This window comes from Limimaricola litoreus (assembly GCF_024159025.1).
Classification (GTDB): domain Bacteria; phylum Pseudomonadota; class Alphaproteobacteria; order Rhodobacterales; family Rhodobacteraceae; genus Limimaricola; species Limimaricola litoreus.
Genome location: NZ_JAMYXC010000012.1, coordinates 1 through 24,700, shown reverse-complemented (window position 1 = coordinate 24,700; position 24,700 = coordinate 1). Strand labels below are relative to the sequence as shown.

Here is a 24,700-nt window from a genome sequence, read left to right as displayed (position 1 = left end):
CGCAATGGAAGGTCGTCGCATAGACCCACGGCGCGGTGACGTCAAGCCCGCTGCGGGGCCGCTTTCGGCTCTACCGGGGGTGGCGGCGCGGGACAGGCCGTTTCCTGCCCTAGCGCCGCCCCGGGCCGGGCGGTCTCGGGGTAATGCGCGGCCCAGGAGGCCGCGACCGCCTCCCAGCCGAATCGCGCCTCGGCGATGGCGCGGGCCCGGCGCGAGATCGTCTCGGCCAGAAGCGGCTCGCGGATCAGCCGGTCCATGCCCGCGGCCAGCCCCTCGACCACGGCGCCCCTGCTGTCGGGCGCGACATAGATCGCCGCCCCCTCCTCGGCGAGCCGTTCCGGCCCGCCCCAGCGCAGCGCCAGCACCGGCACGCCGAGCATCATCGCCTCTTGCATCACGATACCGTTGGCCTCGGCCAGCGAGGGGAAGACATAGCCCCGCGCCGCGGCGATTCCGCCCAGCACCTCCTCATGCGGCCGCCACCCGGCGAAACGCACGCGGTCGGCCACGCCCAGATCGCGCGCCAGCGCCTCGAGCGCGGGCCGCGCCGGCCCGTCGCCATAGACGGTCAGCCGCGCGCCCTCCCGGCTTTCGGCCACGGCGCGAATCGCCAGATCCGTCCCTTTGTGATCGACCTGCCGGCCCGAGCAGGCGAAGTTGTCGCAGCGCCCGACATGGCGCGCCCGCGGCCGCGCCGCGATCGCCTCCGAGACGCCCGAATCGACCACGTCGCTCATCCGCTCGGGCGGGACCCCGGCCCAGACGAGCGAAGCGCGGGTCCGCTCGTAGCCCGACACCAGCACGTGGCGGGCGCGCCGCTTGTCGGGGGCGATGCGCGACAGAAGCCGCTGCGCCGGGCGGTGCAGCCAGGCGCCGAGCCTGCGGCGCGGCGCCTCGCGCGCGGCGAAGGCGGGGGGGTAGTGGATGTTGCCGGTGAAGGGCCCCATCAGCACCTCGAATCCGCGCGGCGGAAACCGCGGCTCGACCGGGGAGACGGGGCACAGATAGTGCAGCAAGGTGGTCTCGGGGTCGAACCGCACCCGGATCTCGCGCGCGGCGAGCAGATGAAAGCAGGTCGAGACCAGAGGCGCGCCGACGCGGCTGCGCCACAGCGCCCTTTGCAGCGGCCCGTCCTCGACGAAGACGAGGCGATCGGCGGGAAAATCGCGCAGCAGCCCCGCGCGGCCGCGCGCGTGGGTCAAGAGCACCACGTCGAAGCCGTGCCGCAGCAGGTAATCGAAATACTGGTGCGCCTTGATCGCCTCGCCACCCATGTCGGTGCCGGCATTGGAGGAGACGAGGACGATCTTCATTGGGCGGTCTCCGGGCGGCGATCAGGCCACGGAACCGTGACCGCCCGCGCGCGGGCGGTCAAGCCAGGGCTCAGCCCTGTTTCGCCACCTGGGTGAATTCGAGCTCCACCGGGGTCGCGCGGCCAAAGATGGAAACGGTGACCTTGAGGCGCTGGTTGTCCTCGTCGACCTCTTCGACCATGCCGTCGAAATCCTCGAAGGGGCCGTCCTTGACCTTCACCTTCTCGCCGATCTCGAAGCGGATCAGGGTGCGCGGGCTTTCCTCGCCCTCCTGCACCCGGCCCAGGATCGCCTCGACCTCGGCGTCGCGCATCGGCATGGGGCGGCCCTGCGGGCCGAGGAAGCCGGTGACGCGGTTGATCGAGGTGACGAGGTGATAGCCCTTGTCGGACATCTCCATGTGCACCAGCACGTAGCCGGGCATGAAGCGGCGCTCGGTCGAGACCTTCTTGCCGCGGCGGACCTCGATCACTTCCTCGGTGGGAACCAGCACCTCGTCGATGACATCCTCGAGCCCCTGCTCTGCCACCTTGGTCCTGATCTGCTCGGCGATCTTCTTCTCGAAGTTCGAGAGCACGGAAACCGAATACCAGCGTTTCGCCATGTTGCCCGACACCTTCCGTCGCAGCCGGCGAAACGCCGGAGCCTCGTTGAAATTCCCCGGCCCCGATCGGGGCCGCTCAAACGGCAAAGCGGCGCGCACCCGCGCGCCGTTCGGCCAAGTCCGCCGGTCAGTAGCGCCCGGCGCGGCACAGTTCAAGCCCCGCGCATCCCAAGCCCGGGGCGCGCGGATCAGCCCGCGAAGCCCTCGAGCACCGCCTGCAGGCCCGAGCGGATCCCCAGATCCACGAGGCTGAAGAACAGCGCGGCGACGGCGGCGAGGATGAAGATCATCACCGTGGTCAGAACCACTTCGCGACGCGTGGGCCAGACCACCTTGGCGATCTCGGCGCGGGTCTGCTGCGCGAACTGGAGGGGGTTGGTTCTGGCCATCATCTTCACCTTTCGAGGGATCGATGCGGGACATACGCGGACGCCGCGCGATCTGCAAGCGGGCGCGCCGCGGTGGTCCTGGCAGGGGCAGGGGGACTCGAACCCACGACCCTCGGTTTTGGAGACCGATGCTCTACCAACTGAGCTATACCCCTAGGACCGCCCCCCGACTAATCCCAATCCGCGGCGGGATCAAGAGGCCCCGAGAGGCATTCTCGCACCCCCTGCCCTTGCCCTCGCGGCGGGCGCTTGCAAGATGCACGGCGCAAGCTCCGGAGGATGACCCATGTCGCTCGGCAAGAGACTGGCCAAGAGCCGCGCCGTGACCCGTGGCATGGGAGGCCTCGCCCATGGTTGGCTGGCTCGCGTGCAGCGGCGCACACGATGGGAAACGCGCGGCGAGGAGGCGCTGCGCGCGGCGCTGGCCGAGGGGCCGATCCTTCTGGTGCTGCGCCATTCGCGGCTGATGCTGGGGCCGTTCCACTGGCCCGCCGATGCGGGCGACCTGTCGACCCTGCACGATACCTCCCCGATCGCGCGAATCGCCGGCGATACGCACCGCCGCTGCGGGCTGACGCCGGTGGCGATGTCGGGGCGGCTGTCGAACCTCGCCATGTCGCGGATGGTGATGGAGCGGCTGCGCGCGGGCGCCAGCATCGGCATCACCGCCGACGGCCCGCTCGGCCCCGCGGCCGGGGTCAACGACCCGCCGCTCGACTGGGCACGGATCACCGGGCGGCCCGTGTTCTTCTACGCCTACTCGACCGAGCGGCAGGCGCGCGCGCAAAGCTGGGACCGGCTCTTGCTGCCGCGTCCGGGCGGGCGCGGCGCGGTGGTGTTCCGCCCATGGGAGAGCAGCCTGCCGCGCAAGGCGGGGCCGGCGGCGCGCGAGGCGGCGCGAGCCTCGATGAAGGTGGGGCTCGACGCCGTCACCGCCGAAGCCGACGCGATGCTTGGCCTGCCGCCGGGGCCCTGACCTCCCCGTCCCTGCCCCATCCCCAAGCACGAAAAAGGCCGCCCCGAGGGGCGGCCTTTGCGTGACGGTCGGTCCGGGCGGCGCGATGCCGCCCGGGTCGCATCACTCGACGATTTTCGACACCACGCCGGCGCCGACGGTGCGGCCGCCTTCGCGGATGGCGAAGCGCAGGCCGTCTTCCATCGCGATCGGGGCGATCAGCTCGACGTTGAACTTCAGGTTGTCGCCCGGCATCACCATCTCGGTGCCCTCGGGGAGGACAACGGTGCCGGTGACGTCGGTGGTGCGGAAGTAGAACTGCGGACGGTAGTTCGCGAAGAACGGCGTGTGACGGCCACCCTCTTCCTTGGTGAGGATGTAGGCCTCGGCCTCGAACTTGGTGTGCGGCAGGACCGACTTGGGCTTGCACAGCACTTGGCCGCGCTCGACGCCTTCACGGTCGATGCCGCGCAGCAGGATGCCGACGTTGTCGCCCGCTTCACCGCGGTCGAGCAGCTTGCGGAACATCTCGACGCCGGTGCAGGTCGACTTCTTGGTGTCGCGGATGCCGACGATCTCGATCTCGTCGCCGACGTTGATCACGCCACGCTCGACGCGACCGGTCACGACCGTGCCACGGCCGGAGATCGAGAACACGTCCTCGATCGGCATCAGGAACGGCAGGTCCACGGCGCGGGCCGGGGTGGGGATGTACTCGTCGACGGCCTTCAGCAGCTCGACGATGGAGTTCTTGCCGATCTCCTCGTCGCGCTCTTCCATGGCGGCCAGCGCCGAGCCCTTGACGATCGGGATGTCGTCGCCCGGGTAGTCGTAGGACGACAGCAGCTCGCGGATTTCCATCTCGACGAGCTCCAGCAGCTCCTCGTCATCCACCTGGTCGACCTTGTTCATGTAGACGACCATGTAGGGGATGCCCACCTGACGGCCGAGCAGGATGTGCTCGCGCGTCTGCGGCATCGGGCCGTCGGCCGCGTTCACCACGAGGATCGCGCCGTCCATCTGGGCGGCACCGGTAATCATGTTCTTGACGTAGTCGGCGTGGCCGGGGCAGTCGACGTGCGCGTAGTGGCGCGTCTCGGTCTCGTACTCCACATGCGCGGTCGAGATCGTGATGCCGCGGGCCTTCTCTTCGGGCGCGCCGTCGATCTGGTCGTAGGCCTGGAAATCACCGAAGTACTTCGTGATCGCCGCCGTCAGGGTGGTCTTGCCGTGGTCCACGTGACCGATGGTCCCGATGTTCACGTGCGGTTTGGTGCGTTCGAATTTAGCCTTTGCCATCTGCGCTGGCGCCTCGCGTGTTCGGGGGCCTTCGTATGGCCCGGTTCGACATCGCGGGCGATGTATTTGCAATCGGCGGGGAAATCAAGCGGCAAGAGGCGCGCGACCCTTTCGGCCGCGCGCCTCCCCTGCCCGTCCCCGATCCGCGGATCAGTTGAAGCGGTTGTCGCGCGGAAAGCCGCGCGGCGCCATGCGCCCGGCGGTGGCGCGCTTGGCGGTCCAGTCGGCGAGATCGGTCTGCGTCCGGGTCCGGCCCGCCGGGTCCTTCCACGACAGCCCCGCCTCCATCACGAAGGTCGTGGCGTCCGACAGCCCGCCGTCCTTGTATTTCTGCAGCCGCACGCCCTTGCCGCGGGTCATCTCGGGCAGCTCGTCGAGCGGGAAGACGAGCACCTTGCGGTTGTCGCCCACCACGGCCACCGCGTCGCCGGTCACCGGCTTGCAGATCTTGGCCACCACGTCGCCCTTGACATTAAGCGCCTGCTTGCCGGCCCGGGTCTGGGCCAGCACCTCGTCCTCGTTGACGATGAAGCCGTCGCCCGCCGAGGAGGCGACCAGGAGCCGCCGCTCGGGGCGGTGCAGATGCAGCGCCACGATCTGCGCCTCGTTGGGCAGATCGACCATCAGGCGCAGCGGCTCACCCATGCCGCGCCCGCCGGGCAGGCTGGTGGCGGAGACGGTGTAGAATCGCCCGTTCGAGCCGAAGACCAGAAGCCGGTCGGTCGTCTCGGCGTGCAGGATGAAGCGGCCCTTGTCGCCATCCTTGAACTTCAGCTCGCTGTCGAGCGCGATGTGGCCCTTCATCGCCCGGATCCAGCCCATCTCGGAGCAGACGATGGTGATCGGCTCGCGCTCGATCATTGCCTCGATCGGCACGTCGGGGATCTCGGTGCCCTCGGCAAAGCCGGTGCGGCGCTGGCCGCCGGGAGAGGAATGCCCCATCAGCTTGCGCGTCTCGCGCAGCTGCTCGGAGATCGATTTCCACTGCAGATCCTCGGAGCCGAGCAGATCCTCCAGCCCGGCGCGTTCCTGCATCAGCGCGTCCTGCTCTTTCAGAAGCTCCAGTTCCTCGAGCCGGCGCAGGCTCCTGAGCCGCATGTTGAGGATCGCCTCGGCCTGCACCTCGGTCAGCCCGCCCCCGCCGAGGGTTTCGGCGAGCGGCGAGCGGTAGTCGCGCTCGGAGACGGCGCGGACATGGTCGCGGTCCCAATCCTCGGCCATCAGCGCCTGTTTCGGCTGATCGTCGTAGCGGATGATGTCGATCACGCGGTCGAGATTGAGAAAGGCGGTGATGAAGCCTTCGAGCACCTCGAGCCGGTGGTCGATCTTCTCCAGCCTGTGCTGCGAGCGGCGCTGCAGCACCTCGCGGCGGTGGTCGAGAAAGGCACGCAGCACCTCGCGCAGCGAGCAGACCTTGGGCGTCAGCCCGTCGATCAGCACGTTCATGTTGAGCCCGAAGCGGATCTCGAGATCGCTGTTCTTGAACAGCATTCCCATCATCATCTCCGGCTCGACCGTTTTGGCGCGCGGCTCGAGCACGATGCGCACGTCCTCGGCGCTCTCGTCGCGCACATCGGCCAGAAGCGGGATCTTGCGGGTCTGGATCAGCTCGGCCAGCCGCTCGATCAGCTTGGACTTCTGCACCTGGTAGGGGATCTCGGTGACCACCACCTGCCACTGGCCGCGACCCAGCTCCTCGACCGCCCAGCGCGCGCGCAGCCGGAACGAGCCGCGCCCGGTGCGGTAGGCGGCGAGGATGTTCTCGCGCGGCTCGACCAACACGCCCCCGGTGGGGAAATCCGGCCCCGGCACGAGATCGACGAGCTTTTCGTCGGAGACGCCGGGTGTCCTAATCATGTAGAGACAGGCGTCGATCAGCTCGTGCAGGTTATGCGGCGGGATGTTGGTCGCCATGCCGACGGCGATGCCCGAGGAGCCGTTGGCCAGCAGGTTCGGGAAGGCCGCGGGCATCACGACCGGCTCTTCGAGCGTGCCGTCGTAATTGGCGCGGAAATCGACCGCGTTCTCGGCCAGCCCCTGCATCAGCGCCTCGGCGGCGGCCGTCAGCCGGGCCTCGGTGTAGCGCGCGGCGGCCGGGTTGTCGCCGTCGATGTTGCCGAAGTTGCCCTGCCCGTCCACCAGCGGGTAGCGCACCGCGAAATCCTGCGCGAGGCGGGCCATGGCGTCGTAGATCGCGGCGTCGCCATGCGGGTGATAGTTGCCCATCACGTCGCCCGAAATCTTGGCCGATTTGCGGAAGCCGCCCGTGGAGGAGAGCTTCAGCTCGCGCATGGCATAGAGGATGCGGCGGTGCACGGGCTTGAGCCCGTCGCGCGCATCCGGCAGCGCCCGGTTCATGATCGTGGAGAGCGCATAGCTCAGGTAGCGCTCGCCGATCGCACGGCGCAGCGGCTCGGTCAGGTCCTGCTCCGGCAGGGCCGGGAGGGCGTCGTCAAGGGGGTCTGGCATGAAAAGCTTCCTATCGACGGGAACCATCGGCGTAAAGTCGCGGTTGGGTGAACAACGGATCAGCAAGATCCTGCACAACGGCGAGCGTCACGCGACAGTGACCGCCCCGGCAGGACAATGAGCAGAGCAAGAGGTTGTCATGAAACACGTTTTTGGTATCGGTGCCACCTTCCTGCTGCTGGGTGTGGGCTATTACGAAATGTCCGGCGGCGCCGAATTCCAACCGCAGACGATGATCGGCGCGGTGCAGGCGAGCACCCCTTCCGCCGAGACGGTCGCGCGTCATGACATCGAGCGCAGCGAGTCGGGCATTCCCGTCACCGCGATGCGCGAATTTCCCGAGAATGTCGAGTTGATCTCGGCCTCCTTCATGCCCCGCGCGCCGGAACCCGCCGTCACGCAAGAGACCGCGACCTCGGCCGTAGCTGTGGCTGTGGCCGATGCCGCGGCATCGCTCGAACTGCGCCAGATCAGCGGCGATTGGGTCAACATGCGCCAAGGCCCCGGCACCGGCCATGCCGTGCTCGACACGCTGCCGCGCGGCACAAAGGCCAAGCTGATCGAAAGCGCCGGAGGCTGGGCCAAGATCGAGATCACCTCCACCGGCGTGACGGGCTGGATGTCCGAGCGCCTACTGGCGCCCGTCGAAAGCTGACCCCTTTTCGCTGATCTGCCGGCAAAGGCGCCCCCTCCGAGGGGCGCCTTTTTCGTTGCACGGATGCGCCCCGCGCGCCATGAGCGAAGCATGACCACGAAGCGCACCCTCCTCGTCACCGGTTCCTCCTCCGGCATCGGTCTTGCCGCCGCGCGGCACATGCGCGAGCGCGGCTGGCGCGTCTTCGCCTCCTGCCGGGCCGAAGCCGATTGCGCGCGCCTGCGGGCCGAGGGCTTCGAGGCGCCGCGGCTCGACTATGCCGATCCGCAAAGCCTCACCACGGCGCTCGAACAGCTGCTCGACGCCACCGGCGGACGGCTCGACGCGCTCTACAACAACGGCGCCTTCGCCTGCCCCGGCGCGGTCGAGGATCTGCCGCGCGAGGCGCTGCGCGAGATCTTCGAGGCCAATCTCTTCGGCTGGCACGATCTGACGCGGCAGGTCATCCCGGTGATGCGGGCGCAAGGGCACGGGCGGATCGTCAACTGCTCCTCGGTGCTCGGGCTGGTCGGGGTGAAATGGCGCGGCGCCTATGTCGCGACCAAGTTCGCGCTGGAGGGGCTCACGGACGTGCTGCGGCTCGAGATGGCGGACACCGGCATCCATGTCGCGCTGATCGAGCCCGGACCCGTCACCTCTCGCATCCGCGCCAATTCGATCCCGCATTTCGAACGCTGGATCGACTGGAAGGGCTCTTCGCAGCGCGCGGAATACGAGGGCTTGCTGCACCGGCTCTACGGCGAGCGCGGCCCCGACCGGTTCGAGCTGCCGCCCGAAGCGGTGGCGGAGAAGCTGGCCCATGCGCTCGAGGCTGCGCGCCCGCAGGCGCGCTATTACGTCACCGCGCCGACCTATCTGTCGGGGACGCTGCGGCGGCTCTTGCCCACGCGGGCGCTCGACTGGGTGGTCTCGCGGGGCTGACCCCCGCGACACCGCGCCCGCTTTGCCTCGACGGCCCGGGACCCTAGATGTCATGACAACCGCGAAAGGCCCGCCATGCTGCAAGATCCGCTTCTCATCCTCGTCCTTGTCGCCGTGGGGCTTGTCGCCGCCATCCTGATGTTCGGGGTCGGCACCTTCGGCAGGGGCGGCGAGTTCAACCGCAAGCACGCCAACCGCATCATGCGCTGGCGCATCGGCGCGCAGTTCGTCGCGGTGCTGCTGATCCTGCTTTACGTCTTCCTCAGGGGGTCGAACTGATGGTCGTTCTCAACCGCATCTACACCCGTACCGGCGACAAGGGCGACACCGCGCTTGGCGATGGCAGCCGCCGGGCCAAGGACGACCTGCGGGTCGAGGCTTACGGCACGGTCGACGAGACCAACGCCGCGGCAGGGCTGGCGCGGCTGCATGCGGAGGGCGAGATGGAGGCGGCGCTGGGCCGGATCCAGAACGACCTGTTCGACCTTGGCGCCGACCTGTGCCGCCCCGCGCCCGAGCGCGACGCAGAGGCCCCCTACCCGGTGCTGCGCATGGTCGCAGCGCAGACCGAGCGGCTGGAGCGCGAAATCGACGCGATGAACGAAAACCTCGCGCCGCTCAGAAGCTTCGTGCTGCCCGGCGGCTCGCCGCTCTCCGCGCATCTGCACCTGTGCCGCACCGTCTCGCGCCGGGCCGAGCGGCTGGCCGTGGCGCTGGGCCGCGCCGAGGCGGTGAACGAAGACGCCACGCGTTATCTCAACCGCCTGTCGGACTGGTTCTTCGTGGCCTCGCGCGCGGCCAATGCCAATGGCGCGGGCGACGTGTTGTGGCAGCCCGGCGCAAACCGCTGACCCAACCGCTGACAAGGCCCGCTTAACCCTGCGCCCCGGTTTCGCACCGGGGACGGGCCGCGCCATGCTATACGGTCTTCTGCCCTCGCGGAGATCGTCATGCTTGCTCTCATCGGATTGATCGGCCTTGCCCTGACCGGCGCGGCCCTCTTGCCCACGGTCGAGATCGAGGAGTCGCCCGATCCCGCCGGGGACGAGGCGTCCGACCCCGCGCTCGAGGTCCTGCCGCTCGACGACGCGCCGGGCTTCGACGCGGCCGATGGCGAAACGTCCCTGCCCGAAGACGCGCCGACGGGCGACGTCGCCGCAAGCGATGCCCCTGCAAACGCCCTGCACGAGGGCGCGACCGGGACGGCGGAGCCGCAGCGCCTTTCGGACGTGGGCACCGCGCGGCCCGACGTGATCTTCGGCACGCCCGCATCGGACGACATCGACGCCGGTGCGGGGAACGATCACGTCGACCTGCGCGACGGCGACGACCGGGCCCTCGGCGGCGATGGCGCGGACGAGATGCACGGCGGCCGGGGCGCGGATGCGCTTCGGGGCGAAGAGGGCGACGACGCGCTCTGGGGCCATGTGGGCGACGACGCGCTTTGGGGCGACGCGGGCCATGACAGGCTGTCGGGCGGCGACGGCGCCGACCTGCTGCGCGGCGGCGCGGGCGCGGATGCGCTGGCCGGAGATCTGGGCGACGACGATCTCGACGGCGGCGACGGGCGCGACGTGCTGCATGGCGGCGCGGGCGACGACAGGCTCTCGGGCGCGAGCGACGGGGCTGCGGACTGGCTCAACGGCGGCGACGGCGACGATGAGATCCACGCCGGCGCAGGCGACACGGCGCATGGCGGCACGGGGGGCGATCTCTTCGCGCTGCGCAGCATGGAGGCGGGCGAGGCGGCGGTGATCGTCGATTTCGACGCGGCGCAGGATCAGATCATGGTGCTGCATCCGCCCGGCCTCGTGCCCGAGTTGACGGCAGAGGCGGTGCCCGAAGGGCTTTTGCTGCGCGCCGACGGCGCGGCTTTGGCCCGGCTCGACGGCATCACCGCGCTGGCGCCCGACGCGGTGGTCCTGCTGGCGGACAGCGCCGCCTGACGCCGCCCGCTGCCGCGCGCAACGGGCTTTCCTTTTGAGCCGTTTTCCCTTATGGGCACGCAACCGCCGTTCCGTTTCGGAAGGGCGGTTGCTCCATGGGCCCTGCTGGACGACATCCCGGCTTGCGCCATCACCCTCATCCCAAAAAGGAGACCCCGATGTCGATCACCGTGGAAGACAAGGCCAAGGTCGTCAGCGAATTCGCCACCAAGGAAGGCGACACCGGTTCGCCCGAGGTGCAGGTCGCGATCCTGACCTCGCGCATCGCGACCCTGACCGAGCACTTCAAGACCCACAAGAAGGACAACCACGGCCGCCGTGGCCTTCTCAAGATGGTCGCCCGTCGCCGCAAGCTTCTCGACTACGTCAAGAACAAGGACGTCGAGCGCTACAAGGCCCTGATCGGCCGCCTCGGCATCCGCCGCTAAGGTTTCGGGGACCGCGCCTTCGGGCGCGGTCCCTTCTCTATCCGGGATGGCGCGGACCGGGCTCGCCCCGCGTCACGGACCAACGAGAGCCAGGGGCATCCGGCCCCTCCGCAACCCGCCCCCAGGGATTGTTCACGCATTAGGGGGGCACAAGGGCCCGAAGGTCGGGCCAGAATGGAAAAGACGATGTTTCACGATGTGAAAAAATCGATCCAGTGGGGCGAAGAGACGCTGACGCTGGAAACCGGCAAGGTCGCCCGTCAGGCCGACGGCTCGGTCATCGCCACGCTCGGCGAGACCAGCGTCATGGCCAACGTCACCTTTGCCAAGGCGCCCAAGCCCGGTCAGGACTTCTTTCCCCTGACCGTCCACTACCAGGAAAAATACTACGCCGCCGGCAAGATCCCGGGCGGCTTCTTCAAGCGCGAGGCGCGCCCGACCGAGAAGGAGACGCTGACCGCGCGCCTGATCGACCGGCCGATCCGTCCGCTCTTCGTGCCGGGCTTCAAGAACGAAGTTCTGGTGATGTGCACAGTGCTCAGCCACGATCTCGTCAACGACCCCGATGTCGTGGCGATGATCGCCGCTTCCGCCGCGCTGACCATCTCGGGCGCGCCCTTCATGGGCCCGATCGCCGGTGCCCGCGTCGGCTTCGTCGATGGCGAATACGTGCTGAACCCGACCGTCGACGACATGCAGAACCTGCGCGCGAACCCCGAGCAGCGCCTCGACCTGATCGTCGCGGGCACCAAGGACGCGGTCATGATGGTCGAGTCCGAGGCCTACGAGCTGACCGAGGACGAGATGCTCGGCGCCGTGACCTTCGCGCATGAGCAGATCCAGCCGGTCATCGACCTGATCATCGATCTGGCCGAAGAGACCGCCAAGGAGCCCTTCGACTTCACCCCGCCGGACTACTCGGAGCTCTTCGAGGCCGTGAAGGCCGCCGGTGAAGACAAGATGCGCGCCGCCTTCGCGATCACCGACAAGCAGGAGCGCACCGCCGCCGTCGCCCAGGCGCGCGACGAGATCAAAGCGCAGCTTTCCGAAGAGCAGCTCGAGGATGCGAACCTCGGCTCCGCCTTCAAGAAGCTGGAATCCTCGGTCCTGCGCGGCGACGTGGTCAAGAAGGGCAACCGCATCGACGGGCGCAACCTCGACACGGTGCGCGACATCGTGGCCGAGACCGGCATGCTGCCGCGCACCCATGGCTCGGCGCTGTTCACCCGCGGCGAGACCCAGGCGCTGGTCGTGACCACGCTGGGCACCGGCGATGACGAGCAGTTCATCGACGCGTTGCACGGCAACTTCAAATCCAACTTCCTGCTGCACTACAATTTCCCCCCCTACTCGGTGGGCGAAGTGGGCCGCGTGGGCAGCCCCGGCCGCCGCGAGATCGGCCATGGCAAGCTCGCCTGGCGGGCGCTGCAGGCGGTGCTCCCGGCGCCGACCGACTTCCCCTACACCATCCGCCTCGTTTCGGAGATCACCGAATCGAACGGCTCCTCCTCCATGGCCTCGGTCTGTGGCGGGTCGCTGGCGATGATGGATGCGGGCGTGCCGCTGAAATCGGCCGTGGCCGGCGTGGCGATGGGCCTCGTGCTCGAAGAGGACGGCTCCTACGCGGTGCTGACCGACATCCTGGGCGACGAGGATCACCTCGGCGACATGGACTTCAAGGTCGCGGGCACCGAAGAGGGCATCACCTCGCTGCAGATGGACATCAAGGTCGCGGGCATCACGCCCGAGATCATGAAGAAGGCGCTGGCGCAGGCCAAGGCCGGCCGCCTGCACATCCTGGGCGAGATGAACAAGGCGCTCTCGGGTGCCGCGGACTTCTCGGTCCATGCCCCGCGCATCGAGACGATGCAGATCCCGACCGACAAGATCCGCGAAGTGATCGGTTCGGGCGGCAAGGTGATCCGCGAGATCGTCGAGGTCTCGGGCGCCAAGGTCGACATCAACGACGACGGTGTGATCAAGATCGCCTCGGCCAATGGCGAGGCCATCCAGAAGGCCTATGACATGATCTACTCGATCGTGGCCGAGCCCGAGGAAGGCAAGGTCTACAAGGGCACGGTCGTCAAGCTCGTCGACTTCGGCGCCTTCGTGAACTTCTTCGGCAAGCGGGACGGCCTCGTGCACGTCTCCCAGATCGAGAACCGCCGTCTGAACCATCCTTCGGATGTGCTGAAGGAAGGCCAGGAGGTCTGGGTCAAGCTTCTGGGCTTCGACGATCGCGGCAAGGTGCGCCTGTCGATGAAGGTCGTCGATCAGGAGACCGGCGAAGAGGCCAAGGCCGACGCGCAGGCCGAGTGAGACCAGCGCCATTCATGATCGGGAAAGGGGCCTTCGGGCCCCTTTTTCGTGTCTGCTGCCATGCGGCGAAAGAGCCACACGGAATTGTGACCAATCTGTGATCCTACGACTTTGGGTTGAACGCGCCGGACGCTTTTCGGCAGATGCAGGCGCAATCAACAAGGATCGAAGATGACCCGCAGCTTCTCTCTCGCCGCCGCTCTTTTCCTCACCGCAGCCGGGGCGCAGGCGCAATCCGTCGAAGGCGCCTCCGCCGGTTTCGGCATCTCGACCTTCGGTCTCTACGGCTCTGCCTCTTACGAGGTGATGCCCAAGCTGCGCCTGCGCGGCGTGCTCACCGGCATTCCGGATTTCGAGTTCGAGGGCGACGAGGAGGATTTCGGCACCGATATCACCGCCGACGGCAGTCTCGGCGGCATCGCGGCGCTGGCCGACTATTACCCCCGCGCCGGCGGCTTCCGGGTCTCGGGCGGCCTGTTCTTCTCCGACAGCACCCTCAACGGCAGCGGTACCGGCTTCGAAGCGGATGACGAAATGTCCTATGACGACGCCCGGATCGACGCCTCGATGCGTTTCGAGAACGACGTCGCGCCGATGTTGAGCATCGGTTATGTCAGCGGTGGCGCGCGCGGCTGGGGCTTCGAGAGCGAGTTCGGCCTGATCGGCATCGGCGGCGTCGAGGTCACGCTCGACGGCAACAGCGGCGATCCTGCGGTGGACGCCGAATTCGAGCAGGATCTTCAGGACATGGAGGACGATGCCAATGAGATGGGCGGCGATCTCGTGGTCTACCCCTGGCTCTCACTCGGTGTCAGCTACCGGTTCTGAAGCCCGGACCTTGACAGCCATGGACAGGAGCGCATCGGTGACGGTGCGCTCCTTTTCGATTTTCGCCCCCTCGTTTTCGTGAACTCGTGCTATCCTTTCGTATCGAGACTCGCCAAAGGGCCGCAGAGCCCGGCAAGGAGGCAGGCATGGAACTGACGAGACGCGGCATGATCGCCGCCGCCGCGGCCACGATCGCAACCGGGCCGGTGCTGGCGGCTCCGCCACGCGTGGTGAAGATCCCGCGCGACTGGCTTCCCACCGAAATCAACGTCAACGAGACGCTGGCGCCGGGCCAGATCCACGTGCGGATCGCGCAGAACCGGCTCTACTGGACCCTGGGCCAGGGCCGGGCGATCCGCTACGTCGTGGCGCTGGGCGCTGCGGGGCGCAATTTCACCGGCACGGCGCAGGTGGGGCGCAAGGCCGAATGGCCGGCCTGGACGCCGACCGCCAACATGATCCGGCGCGAGCCGGCGGTCTACGGTCCCTATGCGGGCGGCCTGCCCGGCGGCCATGCGCGCAATCCTCTGGGCGCGCGCGCGCTCTATCTGCACCGCAGGGGCCGCGACACGCTCTACCGCATCCACGGCACGCCGCAGCCCTGGACCATGGGGCGCAAGTTCTCATCGGGCTGCGTGCGGCTGATCAACGAGCATGTCGAGGATCTCTACGACCGGGTGCCGATCGGCACGACGGTCGTGGTCGCCTGAGGCGACGGGCGTGATGGCCGCGCGGGGCGATGGTCGCCACGGTCGGCTGATGCGAAAGGGGCGCCCCCGAGGGCGCCCCATCGGTCTTACTGCGGCGCCTTGGTCAGGCGCAGATAGGGCAGCACCGTCTCGAAATCGCCGAACTTCGCCTTGGCGTCCTCGTCCGACAGCGTCGCCGGGATCACCACATCCTGCCCCAGCTGCCAGTCGGCCGGCGTCGCCACGCCCTTGCCGGTGGAGAGCTGCAGCGCGTCGAGCGCGCGCAGCACCTCGCCGAAGTTGCGCCCCACCGTCATCGGGTAGGTCATCGACAGCTTGAGCCTCTTGTCGGGGCCGATGATGAACACCGCCCGCACCGTGGCGCTGTCGTTCGGGGTGCGCCCGTCGGGCAGGTAGGCTTCTGCGGGCAGCATGTCGAAGGCCTTGGACAGCTCCAGCCCGTCATCGGCGACGATGGGAAACTGCGGCGCGGCGCCGCCCGCCTTCTCGATGTCGGCCTTCCAGCGCTTGTGCTCCTCGACCCCGTCGACCGAGACGCCAAGCACCTTGGTGCCGCGCTTGTCCCATTCCGACTGGAGCCGCGCCACGGCGCCGAACTCGGTGGTGCAGACGGGGGTGAAATCCTTGGGGTGGCTGAAGATGATCGCCCAGCCCTCGCCGACCCAGTCGTGCAAGGCAAGGCTGCCCTGATCGGTGGTCACTGTCAGGTTCGGGATCTCGTCATTGATGCGCAGGGCCATGGTCGCCTCCAAATTCACGGGTCGTTCTTCGCCAACATAGGAAGCCGCGCCGCCACGCACCATAGCTTGCGGGCGGCTATCGCCGGTGCCACTCTGCGCGGCGATACGGGAGGAGATGTCCATGATCGAGAAACGCGAGTTCTACATCGACGGCCAATGGCGCGCACCGGCCGCGCCGCGCGACTGCGAGGTGATCGATCCCTCGACCGAAGAGCCCTGCGCCGTCATCTCGCTGGGGGCACAGGCCGACACCGACGCCGCCGTCGCCGCCGCCCTGCGCGTGGGCCCCGGCTGGCGCGCCACGCCGCCCACCAAGCGCCGCGCCGTGGTCGAGCGCATCCTCGAGCAATACGAGGCCCGCAAGGAGGACCTCGCGCAGGCGATCAGCCTCGAGATGGGCGCACCGATCGACCTGGCCCGCGGCTCGCAGGCCGCCGCGCTCAAGGGACACACCAAGGGCTTCCTGCGGGCTTTCGAGCAGATCGAATGGCTGCGCCCGCTGGGCGATCACGCCCCCGATACGATGATCTCGCTGGAGCCGATCGGCGTCGTCGGGCTGATCACGCCGTGGAACTGGCCGATGAACCAGGTCTCGCTCAAGGTGATCCCGGCGCTTTTGGCCGGCTGCACCATCGTGCTGAAGCCTTCCGAGGAAGCGCCGCTCTCCTCGATCGTCTTTGCCGAGATGCTGCACGATGCAGGTGTGCCGGCGGGCGTGTTCAACCTCGTCAACGGCGACGGCGTCGGTGTCGGCACGCAGCTGTCGACCCATGAAGACGTGCAGATGATCTCCTTCACCGGCTCGACCCGCGCGGGCCGCGCCATCTCAAAGGCCGCGGCCGAGACGCTCAAGCGCGTGACGCTGGAACTGGGCGGCAAGGGCGCGAACGTGGTCTTCGCCGACGCGGGCGAGGAGGCGGTGGTCCGCGGCGTGCAACACTGCATGCAGAACACCGGCCAGTCGTGTAATGCGCCGACCCGGATGCTGGTCGAACGCGGCTTCTACGACGACGCGGTCGAGATCGCGGCGCGGACGGCGGGCGAGATCGGCGTCGGCCCGGCGCATCAGCCCGGCGGCCATGTCGGCCCGCTGGTCAACAAAACCCAGTGGGAGAAGGTGCAGGGGCTGATCGAGACCGGCATCGCGGAGGGCGCGCGCCTCGTCGCGGGCGGGCCGGGCCTGCCCGAAGGGGTCAACCGCGGCTTCTTCGTGCGGCCCACGGTCTTTGCCGACGTGAGCCGCGACATGACCATCGCGAAGGAGGAGATCTTCGGCCCCGTGCTGTCGATCATGCCCTTCGAGGACGAGGCGGAGGCGATCGAGATCGCCAACGACACGCCCTACGGCCTCACCAATTACGTGCAGAGCGCCGATCCGGCGCGGCGCAACCGGCTCGCCCTCGCCCTGCATTCGGGCATGGTCGAGATGAACGGCCGCTCCCGTGGTGCGGGCGCGCCGTTTGGCGGCGTCGGCCAGTCGGGCCGCGCGCGCGAAGGCGGCATCTGGGGGATTGAGGAATTCCTCGAGGTGAAGGCGATCTCCGGCTGGGGTCTCGACGCGGCGGAGTGACCCTTTCGGGCGCGCCATGGGTGGCGCGCCCTTCCCTCGCAACGCCTCGGGCGCCCCGGCCTGCGCGTCTGCGCACCATTGGGGCGCTCGGAGCGGGGATGGTGCATGGGGATGGGCGGCCTATCTTTGCTCCGACACCAAAGGAGCCACGCCATGCTGACCCAGATCCGCGGCCTTCACCACGTCACCTCGATGGCATCGGGGGCCCGCGCCAACAACGCCTTCTTCACCGAAACGCTCGGCCTGCGCCGGGTCAAGAAGACGGTGAATTTCGATGCGCCGGATGTCTATCACCTCTATTATGCCGATGAGATCGGCACCCCCGGCACGGTGATGACCTATTTCCCCTTTCCCGATGCGGCCCGCGGCCGTCGCGGCGCGGGCGAGGTTTCCGTGACCGCGATGGCGATCCCGCAAGGCGCGGCCTCCGCCTGGGAAGACCGCCTGCGCGACCGCAATGTCGAGAACATCGCACGCGACACCGCCTTTGGCGCGGCGCGCCTGCTGTTCGACGGGCCGGATGGCGAGCGGCTGGCGCTCGTGGAAGTGGAACAGGATAACCGCGCGCCATGGACTGGCGGCGGCGTGGAGGCCGAGATCGCGATCCGGGGTTTTCACTCGGTCGAGATGCTGCTGCGCGATGCCGGGCCGACGGCCGAGCTGCTGCAGTTCATGGGCTACCGCGAGACCGCGCGCGACGGCGCGGTGACGCGCTACGAGATCGAGGGCGGCAACCCGGCGCGCGCCATCGACATCCGCACCGATCCGGCGGCCCCGCGGGCGCAGCAGGGCGCGGGCTCGGTGCATCACATCGCCTTTGCCGTGGACAGCCGAGAGGTGCAGGCCGAGGTGGCCGAGGCACTGGCGCAGGCGGGTTGGCCCACCACGCCGCAGATCGACCGCGACTATTTCCATGCCATCTACTTCCGCAGCCCCGGCGGCGTGCTGTTCGAGGTGGCGACCAACGAGCCCGGCTTCGACCGCGACGAAGACCGCGCGCATCTCGGGGAGGCGCTGAAGCTGCCGCGTCAGCACGAGCATCTGCGCGCCGAGCTGGAGCGCCGGCTCGAACCGCTGGACGAGGCGAGCTGACCCGGCAGGCCCGGCGCCGCATGACGGTGCCGGGTGCGCCTAGAACGGGGCCTTGGCTCTGAAGCGCACCCCGCGCCCGCCGTCGGGGTGGCGGAACTGCAGCGTCTCGGAATGCAGCATCAGCCGGGGATGACCATCGCGCGCCGCCCCTTCGGCATAGAAGGGATCGCCCAGGATCGGGTGCCCCAGCGCCAGCATGTGCACGCGCAGCTGGTGGCTGCGGCCCGTGCGGGGGCTGAGCCGCACCCGGCTTTCCGCCTTGTTTGCGCGCAGCACGCGCCAGTCGGTCACCGCCTGCCGCCCGTTCTCGTGATCGACCCTTTGGCGCGGGCGATTGGGCCAGTCGACGGCGAGCGGCAGGTCGACCGTGCCGCTTTCGGGTCCGAGGCGACCCTCGACCCGAGCCACATAGGTTTTCTTGGTCTGGCGCTTCTCGAATTGCAGGCCGAGGTGGCGCTGGGCATGGGGGGTGAGCGCGAAGACCATGACGCCCGAGGTGTCGCGGTCGAGCCGATGCACCAGAAGCGCGGTCGGAAAGGCCTCCTGCACCCGGCTCAGCAGGCAATCGGCCAGATGCGCCCCCTTGCCCGGCACGGAAAGCAGCCCGGCGGGCTTGTCGACGATCAGCACCTCGTGATCGTCATGGACTACCACGAGCGGCCCCATGGGCGGATCATAGGCGCTGCCGAAATCGGGCGCGGGCGGGATGTCAGGCGTCTGGGTCATCGGGCAGCGGTGCCACCAGCCAGATCACCGTGCAAGGGGTATCATGCGGATTGAGCCATGACAGCGGCTCGCCGCGGCTCCAGAAGCTGCTGCCCGCGCGGACCACGTGATGCCGCCCGCCGATCCAGATCTCGAACTCCCCCTCCAGCACGAGACCCATTTCGAGCCGGCCCTCCCGGCTCGGAATCTGCGACGCCGACTGCGCCCCGAGGGTCGAGTGGTAAAACTCGACCCCCCCGATCACCGGGGCCAGCAGGTCGTCCATGGCGCCGGTGTTGTCGGCCTCCAGCCTGCGGCGCTGCGCGGCCGTGATCACGTCGCATGTCGTGCCTTCGAGCTGGGGCTCGTGGCGAAACAACTCGACCAACGGCATGTCCAGCGCCCGGGCGAACCCTGTCAGATCCTGGTAATCGGGCTGGGAGCGGCCCCGCTCCACCTGGCTGATCCAGCCGGTGGAGCGGTTCATCAGGGCTGCGAGATCCGCGATCCTCAGCCCTCGTGACCTGCGCAAACGACGCAGATCCCGCCCCAAACCCTCGCGATCGGGCGAGACATCACTCATAAAGCCTGTCCTTTAGTACAGGTAACCCTCAGGTTGTGCTGTAATTCAGATCGGATCGCAATTTATTTGGGGTCATTTTTGCGCGGCGATGCCCCGAGAACACAGAGGCGAGCAGCGCTTCGAGGCGCGCGGCGTCCTGCGCCTCGAAGGCGGCCGCACGATCGCTGTCGATGTCGAGCACGGCGAAGACCTCGCCGCGGGCGTCCTTGAGGGGAATCACCAGCTCCGAGCGGGTCGAGGCGGCGCAGGCGATATGTCCAGGAAACGCCTCGACATCGGCGACGAGCTGGGTCGTACCGCTGCGCGCCGCCGCGCCGCAGACGCCGCGATCGAAGGGAATGACGAGGCAGCCATGCCCGCCCTGGTAAGGGCCGATCTTGAGAAGCCCGGGCTCGGTCACCCGGTAGAAGCCGGTCCAGTCGAAGCGGTCGTCGGCATGATGCAGCTCGCAGGCCAGCGTCGCCATCAGCGCGATCTCGTCGGTCTCGCCCTCGGTCAGCGCGAGGATGCGATCGCGCAGCTCCTCGAACGGCATGGTCATCGTCATGGGCAGGCTCCGTGGCAAGGCAATGCAGCACTCTGCACCGCCCGCCTCACCACGCGCAAGTCATCACCGCATGCGATCAGTTCAGATCGACCTGCAAGGGGTAATGCCCGTCCTCGAAGGGGCCGAACAGATCGTCGAGATCGGGGTGATCGACCGGCTCGCCGGAATAATCCGCCACGAGGTTCTGCTCGGAGACATAGGCCACGTAGTAGCTCTGGGCGTTCTCGGCGAGCAGGTGGTAATAGGGCTGCCCCTTGGCCGGGCGGCTGTCCTCGGGGATGGCGAGGTACCATTCCTCCGAGTTGGAAAAGATCGCATCCACGTCGAAGACGACACCGCGGAACGGATGCTTGCGGTGGCGCACCACCTGCCCGAGGGCATATTTCGCGCGAGACTTCAGCATGGCAGACCATCCTTTCCACCAGTATTACCCGCAAAGCCCCTCACAGGTCCATGCGAGGCGGTCAAGTGGGGGAGAAACAGTCCGTGAACCTGATCCTGACAGTGCTTGAGATCACCGCGCCGGTCTTTGCCTTGGCCTGCATCGGCTTCGTCTGGGTGCGGCTGGGGCTGGCCTATGACGTGCCCTTCGTCAGCCGCATGGCGATGACGATCTCGGTGCCCTGCCTGATCTTCGTGGCCTTGATGCAGACCGAGATCGACCCCGCCGCGCTGGCGACGCTCTCGCTTGCCTCCGCGGCGAGCTATGCGCTCCTGGCGGCATTGCTGGCGCTGCTGCTCGCGCTGCTGCGGCTCGACATGCCGACCTATCTCGCGCCGCTGATCTTCGGCAACACCGGCAATGTCGGCCTGCCCCTGGCGCTGTTCGCCTTCGGGCAGGAGGGGCTGGGCTACGCGGTGGTGGTCTTTGCCGTCATGGCGATCGGCTCCTTCACCTTCGGGATCTGGCTGGTCGCGGGGCGCGGATCGCTGGGCCGGGTGCTGCGCGAGCCGCTGGTCTGGGGCACGCTGCTGGGCGCGCTGTTCTTGTGGCGCGACTGGCAGACGCCCGAGGTCGTGACCAACACGCTGGAGCTGGTGGGGCAGATGGCGATTCCGCTGATGCTGATCACGCTCGGCGTGGCGGTGGCGCGGCTCAGGCCGGGCACATTGGCGCTCTCGACCACGCTGTCGGCGGCCAAGATCGCGCTTTGCGCCGGGGTGGCCGCGGGCTTCGGGCTGTGGTTCGGCCTGCCGCCCGTGGCCTTCGCGGTGCTGGTTTTGCAGATCTCGACCCCGGTGGCGGTGACTTCCTACCTCTTGGCCGAGAAATACGGCTCGGACGCGCAGGCGGTGGCGGGGCTCGTGGTCAGCTCGACGTTGCTTTCGGTGGTCGCCTTGCCGCTCATCCTTGCAATCGTGATCGCCTGAACCACCCTGCCCTGTTTCGCGCCCGCCCGGCTTCGGCTAGGCTCACAAAAAAACGAGCACTTGCGAGGGGCAGATGAGCAGACTCTTTCGCGCCATGATTCTGTTGGCCGTCCTGGCCGGATGCGGGCCGCGCGATTTCGCCGCCCCGCGCGAGCTGGACGACGCCTGCAGCATCGTGCGCCAACATCCCGACTACCTCCGCGCCTTCAAGGCGACCGAGCGCAAATGGGGCGTGCCGGTCCCGGTGCAGATGGCGATCATCTACCAAGAGAGCAAATTCATCGGCAACGCGCGCACGCCGTTCCAATGGAAGCTCGGGGTGATTCCCGTGGGGCGCCAATCTTCGGCCTATGGCTACAGCCAGGCGCTCGACGGCACCTGGGACGAATATCTCGAACAGGAAGGCGGCCGGCGGCACAAGCGGGACAACATCCGTCATGCGACCAACTTCATGGGCTGGTACATGAACGGCACCAAGCGCGAGCTCGGCATTCCGCTTTACGACACGCGCAACCAGTACCTCGCCTATCACGACGGGCGCGCGGGCTATCGGCGCGGCACCTGGAAATCCAAGGGCTGGCTGATCAACGTCTCTGATTCGCTGGCGCGGCGCACCCTGCTCTACGACAGCCAGCTGCGCGCCTGCGGCAAGCGCTGAAGAGGCTGCCGCGATGGGGCATGGCGGGCTTGCCAGCCTTGCCCCATCGCAGGACACCATAGCGCCTTCACATCGGTCGCGCAGGAAGACGTCTTCCTCTTCCGACCTCGGAAGATGCCGCCGGGCCGGCCCCGGCGGCAGCCCGGTTCAGGGTGTTACCATTTCGCCATTTCGGACCGGATGTTGAACTTCACCTCCGGAATTCCCGCGCCGGGGACGAGATCGTTGAGCACCACGGTGGTCCTCTGCCCGGCGTTGTCGGTGACGATCCACTGGCGCAGTTCGACCGGATCGGCGGTGAACACCATCTGGATCGAACCCATCTCGGGCCGCGCCGGGTCTTGGGCGATCACGGTGGTCTTGGTGCCGTCGGAGGTATGGCCGGTCACCATCCCCGCGCGGCCGAGATCGACGTTGCGTTCGAGGATGATGCTGAGCGGCGTCTGGTTGAGCGGGTAGCGCTCGGGCCCGGTGTTGGAGCGCGCGTCGAACACCGCGACCTGGCCACCACCGGCGATCATCATCGAGCGGTCGCCGGCGTATTCGAAGCGGATCCGGCCGGGACGCTTGATGTACATCGTACCGGTCTGGATCGAGCCGTCGCCGTTGATCTGGGTGAAGCCGGAGGTCGCCGACTGGAGCCCGTTGAGATAGCCCGAGATCTCGCCCAGCGAAAGCTGGCGGGCAAGGGCCGGCCCGGCGGCGAGCGCGAGGCCGGCGGCGGCGAGCGAGGCGAGGAAGCTGCGTCGGATCATGGTCATGGCTGGCGTGGTCCTTCATGTCGTGGCCCCGGTCCGAAAGCTGGGGGGGCGTCTTGGTCCTCGATATAGGGTCGGTCTGCCCGATTGTCTGCCGCTAGGCGATATCGCGCGGCCCGCCAGAGGATGACCAGTCCTGAAAAAGGCCCCCTCCCCGGCGGGGTAGGGGGCCTAAGCCATTGTTATCGCTTGCTGCAAACCCCGCTCACGGGGGGCTCGCGCCGATGTCAGTGCGCCTCGGGCACCAGCACCTCGCGCTTGCCGACATGGTTCGCGGCCGAAACCACGCCCTGATCCTCCATCTGCTCCACGAGACGCGCGGCCTTGTTGTAGCCGATGGCGAGCTTGCGCTGGATGTAGGAGGTCGAGCACTTGCGATCCCGCGCGACGATCTGCACCGCCTGGTCGTAGAGCGCGTCCTCGCTGTCGGAGGCGCCGGTCGAGGAGCCGCCGCCCGCGAGGCCCAGCACCGCGTCGATGTCCGAGCTCTTCTCCTCGTCCGGGCCCTCGACCACGCCGCCGACGTAATCGGGCGGGCCAAAGCCCTTGAGGTAGGTCACGATCTCCTCGACCTCCTCGTCCGAGCAGAAGGGCCCGTGCACGCGGGTGATCCGCGAACCGCCCGCCATGTAGAGCATGTCGCCCATGCCCAGAAGCTGCTCGGCCCCCTGTTCGCCAAGGATGGTGCGGCTGTCGATCTTGGAGGTGACCGAAAAGGAGATCCGGGTCGGGAAGTTGGCCTTGATCGTGCCGGTGATGACATCGACCGAGGGCCGCTGCGTCGCCATGATCAGGTGGATGCCCGACGCCCGCGCCATCTGCGCGAGACGCTGGATGCAGGCCTCGATCTCCTTGCCCGCGACCATCATCAGGTCGGCCATCTCGTCGACGATGACGACGATGTAGGGCAGCACCTCGGGCTGGAACTCGTCGGTCTCGAAGATCGGATCGCCCGTCTCCTCGTCGAAGCCGGTCTGCACCGTGCGTGAGAACATCTCGCCCTTGGACAGCGCGTCGCGCACCCGGCCGTTATAGCCGTCGATGTTGCGCACGCCCATCTTCGACATCTTGCGGTAACGCTCCTCCATCTCGCCCACGACCCATTTGAGCGCGACCACCGCCTTCTTGGGGTCGGTGACCACAGGCGACAGCAGATGCGGGATGCCGTCGTAGACGCTGAGTTCCAGCATCTTGGGGTCGATCATGATGAGCCGGCATTCCTCGGGCGAGAGCTTGTAGAGCAGCGACAGGATCATGGTGTTGATCGCCACCGACTTGCCCGAGCCGGTGGTGCCCGCGATCAAAAGATGCGGCATCTTGGCGAGATTGGCGATGATCGGCTCGCCGCCGATGTCCTTGCCCAAGGCCAGCGGCAGCTTCATCTGGTTGTCGCCGTAGTCGCGCGCGGTGAGGATCTCGCGCAGCGCCACCATCTCGCGCCGGGCATTGGGCAGCTCGATCCCGATGACCGAGCGGCCCGGCACGGTCGAGACCCGCGCCGAGAGCGCCGACATCGAGCGCGCGATGTCGTCGGCAAGGCCGATCACGCGGCTCGCCTTGAGGCCCGGCGCCGGCTCCAGCTCGTACATGGTGACCACGGGGCCGGGGCGGACCGAAACGATCTCGCCCTTGACGCCGTAATCCTCGAGCACACCTTCGAGCGTGCGGGCGTTCTCCTCGAGCTGGGCATCGGGCAGGTGGTGCCGTTCGATGGCCGAGGGGTCCATCAACAGGTCGAGCGGCGGATATTCGTAATCGGGATAGGCCGCCTGCGGCGTGGCGGGCTGGCTCGGCGGCGGCACCGGGGCGGGCTGCGGAGCGGCGCGGGCGATCTCGGCGG

General features: G+C 68.1%; 27 protein-coding genes and 1 tRNA gene. 15 read left to right on the top strand and 13 right to left on the bottom strand.

What is annotated here, in order from left to right; genetic code table 11:
- Window positions 1-41 precede the first annotated feature (41 nt).
- The 4 genes from NHG85_RS00585 to NHG85_RS00570 form a co-directional block, all read right to left on the bottom strand.
- On the bottom strand, window positions 42-1,313 hold the full coding sequence (locus NHG85_RS00585; RefSeq protein ID WP_253328789.1) for a glycosyltransferase family 4 protein: 1,272 nt from the start codon (window positions 1,311-1,313) through the stop codon (window positions 42-44).
- A 70-nt stretch (window positions 1,314-1,383) separates the two neighbouring features.
- The gene (gene nusG / locus NHG85_RS00580) at window positions 1,384-1,917 is read right to left on the bottom strand and encodes a transcription termination/antitermination protein NusG (protein WP_099277796.1); all 534 of its coding nucleotides are present in this window, start codon (window positions 1,915-1,917) and stop codon (window positions 1,384-1,386) included.
- Between the two features lie 188 nt (window positions 1,918-2,105).
- Window positions 2,106-2,306 (bottom strand): preprotein translocase subunit SecE, encoded by a 201-nt coding sequence (gene secE, locus NHG85_RS00575; RefSeq protein ID WP_162620516.1) that lies wholly within the window; start codon window positions 2,304-2,306, stop codon window positions 2,106-2,108.
- Window positions 2,307-2,385: 79 nt separating this feature from the next.
- Window positions 2,386-2,461 (bottom strand) — tRNA-Trp (locus tag NHG85_RS00570).
- A gap of 131 nt (window positions 2,462-2,592) precedes the next feature.
- Here NHG85_RS00570 and NHG85_RS00565 point away from each other — a divergent pair.
- Complete coding sequence (locus NHG85_RS00565; protein ID WP_253328787.1) at window positions 2,593-3,282, top strand: lysophospholipid acyltransferase family protein; 690 nt, start codon at window positions 2,593-2,595, stop codon at window positions 3,280-3,282.
- A gap of 102 nt (window positions 3,283-3,384) precedes the next feature.
- Here the strand turns inward: NHG85_RS00565 and tuf are convergent, their stop codons facing one another.
- Together tuf and parC are read right to left on the bottom strand one after the other, a co-directional pair.
- Window positions 3,385-4,560, bottom strand: a complete 1,176-nt coding sequence (tuf, locus tag NHG85_RS00560) for an elongation factor Tu (protein WP_253328784.1) — start codon at window positions 4,558-4,560, stop codon at window positions 3,385-3,387.
- Between the two features lie 150 nt (window positions 4,561-4,710).
- Window positions 4,711-7,029, bottom strand: a complete 2,319-nt coding sequence (gene parC / locus NHG85_RS00555; RefSeq protein WP_253328782.1) for a DNA topoisomerase IV subunit A — start codon at window positions 7,027-7,029, stop codon at window positions 4,711-4,713.
- Here parC and NHG85_RS19635 point away from each other — a divergent pair.
- From NHG85_RS19635 to NHG85_RS00510, 10 genes are all read left to right on the top strand, one after another.
- Window positions 7,028-7,150, top strand: a complete 123-nt coding sequence (locus tag NHG85_RS19635) for a hypothetical protein (protein ID WP_256500034.1) — start codon at window positions 7,028-7,030, stop codon at window positions 7,148-7,150. The genes parC and NHG85_RS19635 overlap by 2 nt on opposite strands.
- Before the next feature lie 18 nt (window positions 7,151-7,168).
- Window positions 7,169-7,684 (top strand): SH3 domain-containing protein, encoded by a 516-nt coding sequence (locus NHG85_RS00550; RefSeq protein ID WP_253328780.1) that lies wholly within the window; start codon window positions 7,169-7,171, stop codon window positions 7,682-7,684.
- A 90-nt stretch (window positions 7,685-7,774) separates the two neighbouring features.
- Complete coding sequence (locus tag NHG85_RS00545) at window positions 7,775-8,605, top strand: SDR family oxidoreductase (RefSeq protein ID WP_253328778.1); 831 nt, start codon at window positions 7,775-7,777, stop codon at window positions 8,603-8,605.
- Between the two features lie 75 nt (window positions 8,606-8,680).
- Window positions 8,681-8,884 carry a twin transmembrane helix small protein gene (locus NHG85_RS00540; RefSeq protein WP_253328775.1) on the top strand — a complete coding sequence of 68 codons (204 nt, stop codon included), beginning with the start codon at window positions 8,681-8,683 and terminating at the stop codon, window positions 8,882-8,884.
- The gene (locus NHG85_RS00535; protein ID WP_253328773.1) at window positions 8,884-9,456 is read left to right on the top strand and encodes a cob(I)yrinic acid a,c-diamide adenosyltransferase; all 573 of its coding nucleotides are present in this window, start codon (window positions 8,884-8,886) and stop codon (window positions 9,454-9,456) included. Before NHG85_RS00540 ends, NHG85_RS00535 begins: the two co-directional genes overlap by 1 nt.
- 99 nt (window positions 9,457-9,555) lie before the next feature.
- Complete coding sequence (locus NHG85_RS00530) at window positions 9,556-10,551, top strand: calcium-binding protein (RefSeq protein WP_253328771.1); 996 nt, start codon at window positions 9,556-9,558, stop codon at window positions 10,549-10,551.
- A gap of 158 nt (window positions 10,552-10,709) precedes the next feature.
- Complete coding sequence (gene rpsO, locus NHG85_RS00525) at window positions 10,710-10,979, top strand: 30S ribosomal protein S15 (protein WP_253328769.1); 270 nt, start codon at window positions 10,710-10,712, stop codon at window positions 10,977-10,979.
- Window positions 10,980-11,165: 186 nt separating this feature from the next.
- Complete coding sequence (gene pnp / locus NHG85_RS00520) at window positions 11,166-13,298, top strand: polyribonucleotide nucleotidyltransferase (RefSeq protein ID WP_253328799.1); 2,133 nt, start codon at window positions 11,166-11,168, stop codon at window positions 13,296-13,298.
- A 171-nt stretch (window positions 13,299-13,469) separates the two neighbouring features.
- Window positions 13,470-14,126 carry a hypothetical protein gene (locus tag NHG85_RS00515; protein ID WP_253328767.1) on the top strand — a complete coding sequence of 219 codons (657 nt, stop codon included), beginning with the start codon at window positions 13,470-13,472 and terminating at the stop codon, window positions 14,124-14,126.
- A gap of 146 nt (window positions 14,127-14,272) precedes the next feature.
- Window positions 14,273-14,836 carry a L,D-transpeptidase gene (locus tag NHG85_RS00510; RefSeq protein ID WP_253328765.1) on the top strand — a complete coding sequence of 188 codons (564 nt, stop codon included), beginning with the start codon at window positions 14,273-14,275 and terminating at the stop codon, window positions 14,834-14,836.
- 86 nt (window positions 14,837-14,922) lie between these two features.
- Here the strand turns inward: NHG85_RS00510 and NHG85_RS00505 are convergent, their stop codons facing one another.
- Complete coding sequence (locus tag NHG85_RS00505; RefSeq protein WP_253328763.1) at window positions 14,923-15,576, bottom strand: peroxiredoxin; 654 nt, start codon at window positions 15,574-15,576, stop codon at window positions 14,923-14,925.
- Between the two features lie 121 nt (window positions 15,577-15,697).
- On the opposite strand from NHG85_RS00505, the gene NHG85_RS00500 reads away from it, so the two are divergent.
- Both NHG85_RS00500 and NHG85_RS00495 read left to right on the top strand, forming a co-directional pair.
- Window positions 15,698-17,146 (top strand): aldehyde dehydrogenase family protein, encoded by a 1,449-nt coding sequence (locus NHG85_RS00500; protein WP_253328761.1) that lies wholly within the window; start codon window positions 15,698-15,700, stop codon window positions 17,144-17,146.
- A gap of 153 nt (window positions 17,147-17,299) precedes the next feature.
- Window positions 17,300-18,238, top strand: a complete 939-nt coding sequence (locus tag NHG85_RS00495) for a ring-cleaving dioxygenase (RefSeq protein ID WP_253328759.1) — start codon at window positions 17,300-17,302, stop codon at window positions 18,236-18,238.
- A gap of 39 nt (window positions 18,239-18,277) precedes the next feature.
- Here NHG85_RS00495 and NHG85_RS00490 read toward each other — a convergent pair whose 3' ends face one another.
- The 4 genes from NHG85_RS00490 to hspQ all read right to left on the bottom strand — a co-directional run bounded on the left by NHG85_RS00490 (window position 18,278) and on the right by hspQ (window position 20,476).
- The gene (locus tag NHG85_RS00490) at window positions 18,278-18,964 is read right to left on the bottom strand and encodes an RluA family pseudouridine synthase (protein ID WP_370362953.1); all 687 of its coding nucleotides are present in this window, start codon (window positions 18,962-18,964) and stop codon (window positions 18,278-18,280) included.
- Window positions 18,948-19,526, bottom strand: a complete 579-nt coding sequence (locus NHG85_RS00485; protein ID WP_253328757.1) for a helix-turn-helix domain-containing protein — start codon at window positions 19,524-19,526, stop codon at window positions 18,948-18,950. Before NHG85_RS00485 ends, NHG85_RS00490 begins: the two co-directional genes overlap by 17 nt.
- Before the next feature lie 28 nt (window positions 19,527-19,554).
- Window positions 19,555-20,067 (bottom strand): free L-methionine (R)-S-oxide reductase MsrC, encoded by a 513-nt coding sequence (gene msrC, locus NHG85_RS00480; RefSeq protein WP_502213717.1) that lies wholly within the window; start codon window positions 20,065-20,067, stop codon window positions 19,555-19,557.
- Between the two features lie 82 nt (window positions 20,068-20,149).
- The gene (gene hspQ, locus NHG85_RS00475; protein ID WP_099278567.1) at window positions 20,150-20,476 is read right to left on the bottom strand and encodes a heat shock protein HspQ; all 327 of its coding nucleotides are present in this window, start codon (window positions 20,474-20,476) and stop codon (window positions 20,150-20,152) included.
- A gap of 83 nt (window positions 20,477-20,559) precedes the next feature.
- Here hspQ and NHG85_RS00470 point away from each other — a divergent pair, with 83 nt between their 5' ends.
- Window positions 20,560-21,444, top strand: coding sequence for an AEC family transporter (locus NHG85_RS00470; protein ID WP_253328754.1), 885 nt, complete (start codon window positions 20,560-20,562; stop codon window positions 21,442-21,444).
- Between the two features lie 73 nt (window positions 21,445-21,517).
- A complete protein-coding gene (locus NHG85_RS00465) occupies window positions 21,518-22,102 on the top strand; it encodes a transglycosylase SLT domain-containing protein (RefSeq protein ID WP_305884588.1) in 585 nt (194 codons plus the stop codon).
- 155 nt (window positions 22,103-22,257) lie between these two features.
- Here NHG85_RS00465 and NHG85_RS00460 read toward each other — a convergent pair whose 3' ends face one another.
- Together NHG85_RS00460 and NHG85_RS00455 are read right to left on the bottom strand one after the other, a co-directional pair.
- The gene (locus tag NHG85_RS00460; protein ID WP_253328749.1) at window positions 22,258-22,863 is read right to left on the bottom strand and encodes a LolA family protein; all 606 of its coding nucleotides are present in this window, start codon (window positions 22,861-22,863) and stop codon (window positions 22,258-22,260) included.
- Window positions 22,864-23,087: 224 nt separating this feature from the next.
- Window positions 23,088-24,700 (bottom strand): DNA translocase FtsK (locus NHG85_RS00455; RefSeq protein ID WP_253328747.1); only part of this gene is annotated, 1,613 nt, incomplete at its 5' end.

Coding starts and splice junctions, on each gene's coding strand:
- NHG85_RS00535 (WP_253328773.1), top strand. CDS start 8,884: ATGGTCGTTCTCAACCGCATCTACACCCGTACCGGCGACAAGGGCGAC.
- NHG85_RS00540 (WP_253328775.1), top strand. CDS start 8,681: ATGCTGCAAGATCCGCTTCTCATCCTCGTCCTTGTCGCCGTGGGGCTT.
- NHG85_RS00565 (WP_253328787.1), top strand. CDS start 2,593: ATGTCGCTCGGCAAGAGACTGGCCAAGAGCCGCGCCGTGACCCGTGGC.
- msrC (WP_502213717.1), bottom strand. CDS start 20,067: ATGACCATGCCGTTCGAGGAGCTGCGCGATCGCATCCTCGCGCTGACC.
- NHG85_RS00550 (WP_253328780.1), top strand. CDS start 7,169: ATGAAACACGTTTTTGGTATCGGTGCCACCTTCCTGCTGCTGGGTGTG.
- NHG85_RS00495 (WP_253328759.1), top strand. CDS start 17,300: ATGCTGACCCAGATCCGCGGCCTTCACCACGTCACCTCGATGGCATCG.
- nusG (WP_099277796.1), bottom strand. CDS start 1,917: ATGGCGAAACGCTGGTATTCGGTTTCCGTGCTCTCGAACTTCGAGAAG.
- NHG85_RS19635 (WP_256500034.1), top strand. CDS start 7,028: ATGAAAAGCTTCCTATCGACGGGAACCATCGGCGTAAAGTCGCGGTTG.
- NHG85_RS00485 (WP_253328757.1), bottom strand. CDS start 19,526: ATGAGTGATGTCTCGCCCGATCGCGAGGGTTTGGGGCGGGATCTGCGT.
- NHG85_RS00530 (WP_253328771.1), top strand. CDS start 9,556: ATGCTTGCTCTCATCGGATTGATCGGCCTTGCCCTGACCGGCGCGGCC.
- NHG85_RS00500 (WP_253328761.1), top strand. CDS start 15,698: ATGATCGAGAAACGCGAGTTCTACATCGACGGCCAATGGCGCGCACCG.
- parC (WP_253328782.1), bottom strand. CDS start 7,029: ATGCCAGACCCCCTTGACGACGCCCTCCCGGCCCTGCCGGAGCAGGAC.
- secE (WP_162620516.1), bottom strand. CDS start 2,306: ATGGCCAGAACCAACCCCCTCCAGTTCGCGCAGCAGACCCGCGCCGAG.
- NHG85_RS00545 (WP_253328778.1), top strand. CDS start 7,775: ATGACCACGAAGCGCACCCTCCTCGTCACCGGTTCCTCCTCCGGCATC.
- NHG85_RS00505 (WP_253328763.1), bottom strand. CDS start 15,576: ATGGCCCTGCGCATCAATGACGAGATCCCGAACCTGACAGTGACCACC.
- NHG85_RS00510 (WP_253328765.1), top strand. CDS start 14,273: ATGGAACTGACGAGACGCGGCATGATCGCCGCCGCCGCGGCCACGATC.
- hspQ (WP_099278567.1), bottom strand. CDS start 20,476: ATGCTGAAGTCTCGCGCGAAATATGCCCTCGGGCAGGTGGTGCGCCAC.
- NHG85_RS00515 (WP_253328767.1), top strand. CDS start 13,470: ATGACCCGCAGCTTCTCTCTCGCCGCCGCTCTTTTCCTCACCGCAGCC.
- tuf (WP_253328784.1), bottom strand. CDS start 4,560: ATGGCAAAGGCTAAATTCGAACGCACCAAACCGCACGTGAACATCGGG.
- rpsO (WP_253328769.1), top strand. CDS start 10,710: ATGTCGATCACCGTGGAAGACAAGGCCAAGGTCGTCAGCGAATTCGCC.
- pnp (WP_253328799.1), top strand. CDS start 11,166: ATGTTTCACGATGTGAAAAAATCGATCCAGTGGGGCGAAGAGACGCTG.
- NHG85_RS00585 (WP_253328789.1), bottom strand. CDS start 1,313: ATGAAGATCGTCCTCGTCTCCTCCAATGCCGGCACCGACATGGGTGGC.
- NHG85_RS00465 (WP_305884588.1), top strand. CDS start 21,518: ATGAGCAGACTCTTTCGCGCCATGATTCTGTTGGCCGTCCTGGCCGGA.
- NHG85_RS00490 (WP_370362953.1), bottom strand. CDS start 18,964: ATGACCCAGACGCCTGACATCCCGCCCGCGCCCGATTTCGGCAGCGCC.
- NHG85_RS00460 (WP_253328749.1), bottom strand. CDS start 22,863: ATGACCATGATCCGACGCAGCTTCCTCGCCTCGCTCGCCGCCGCCGGC.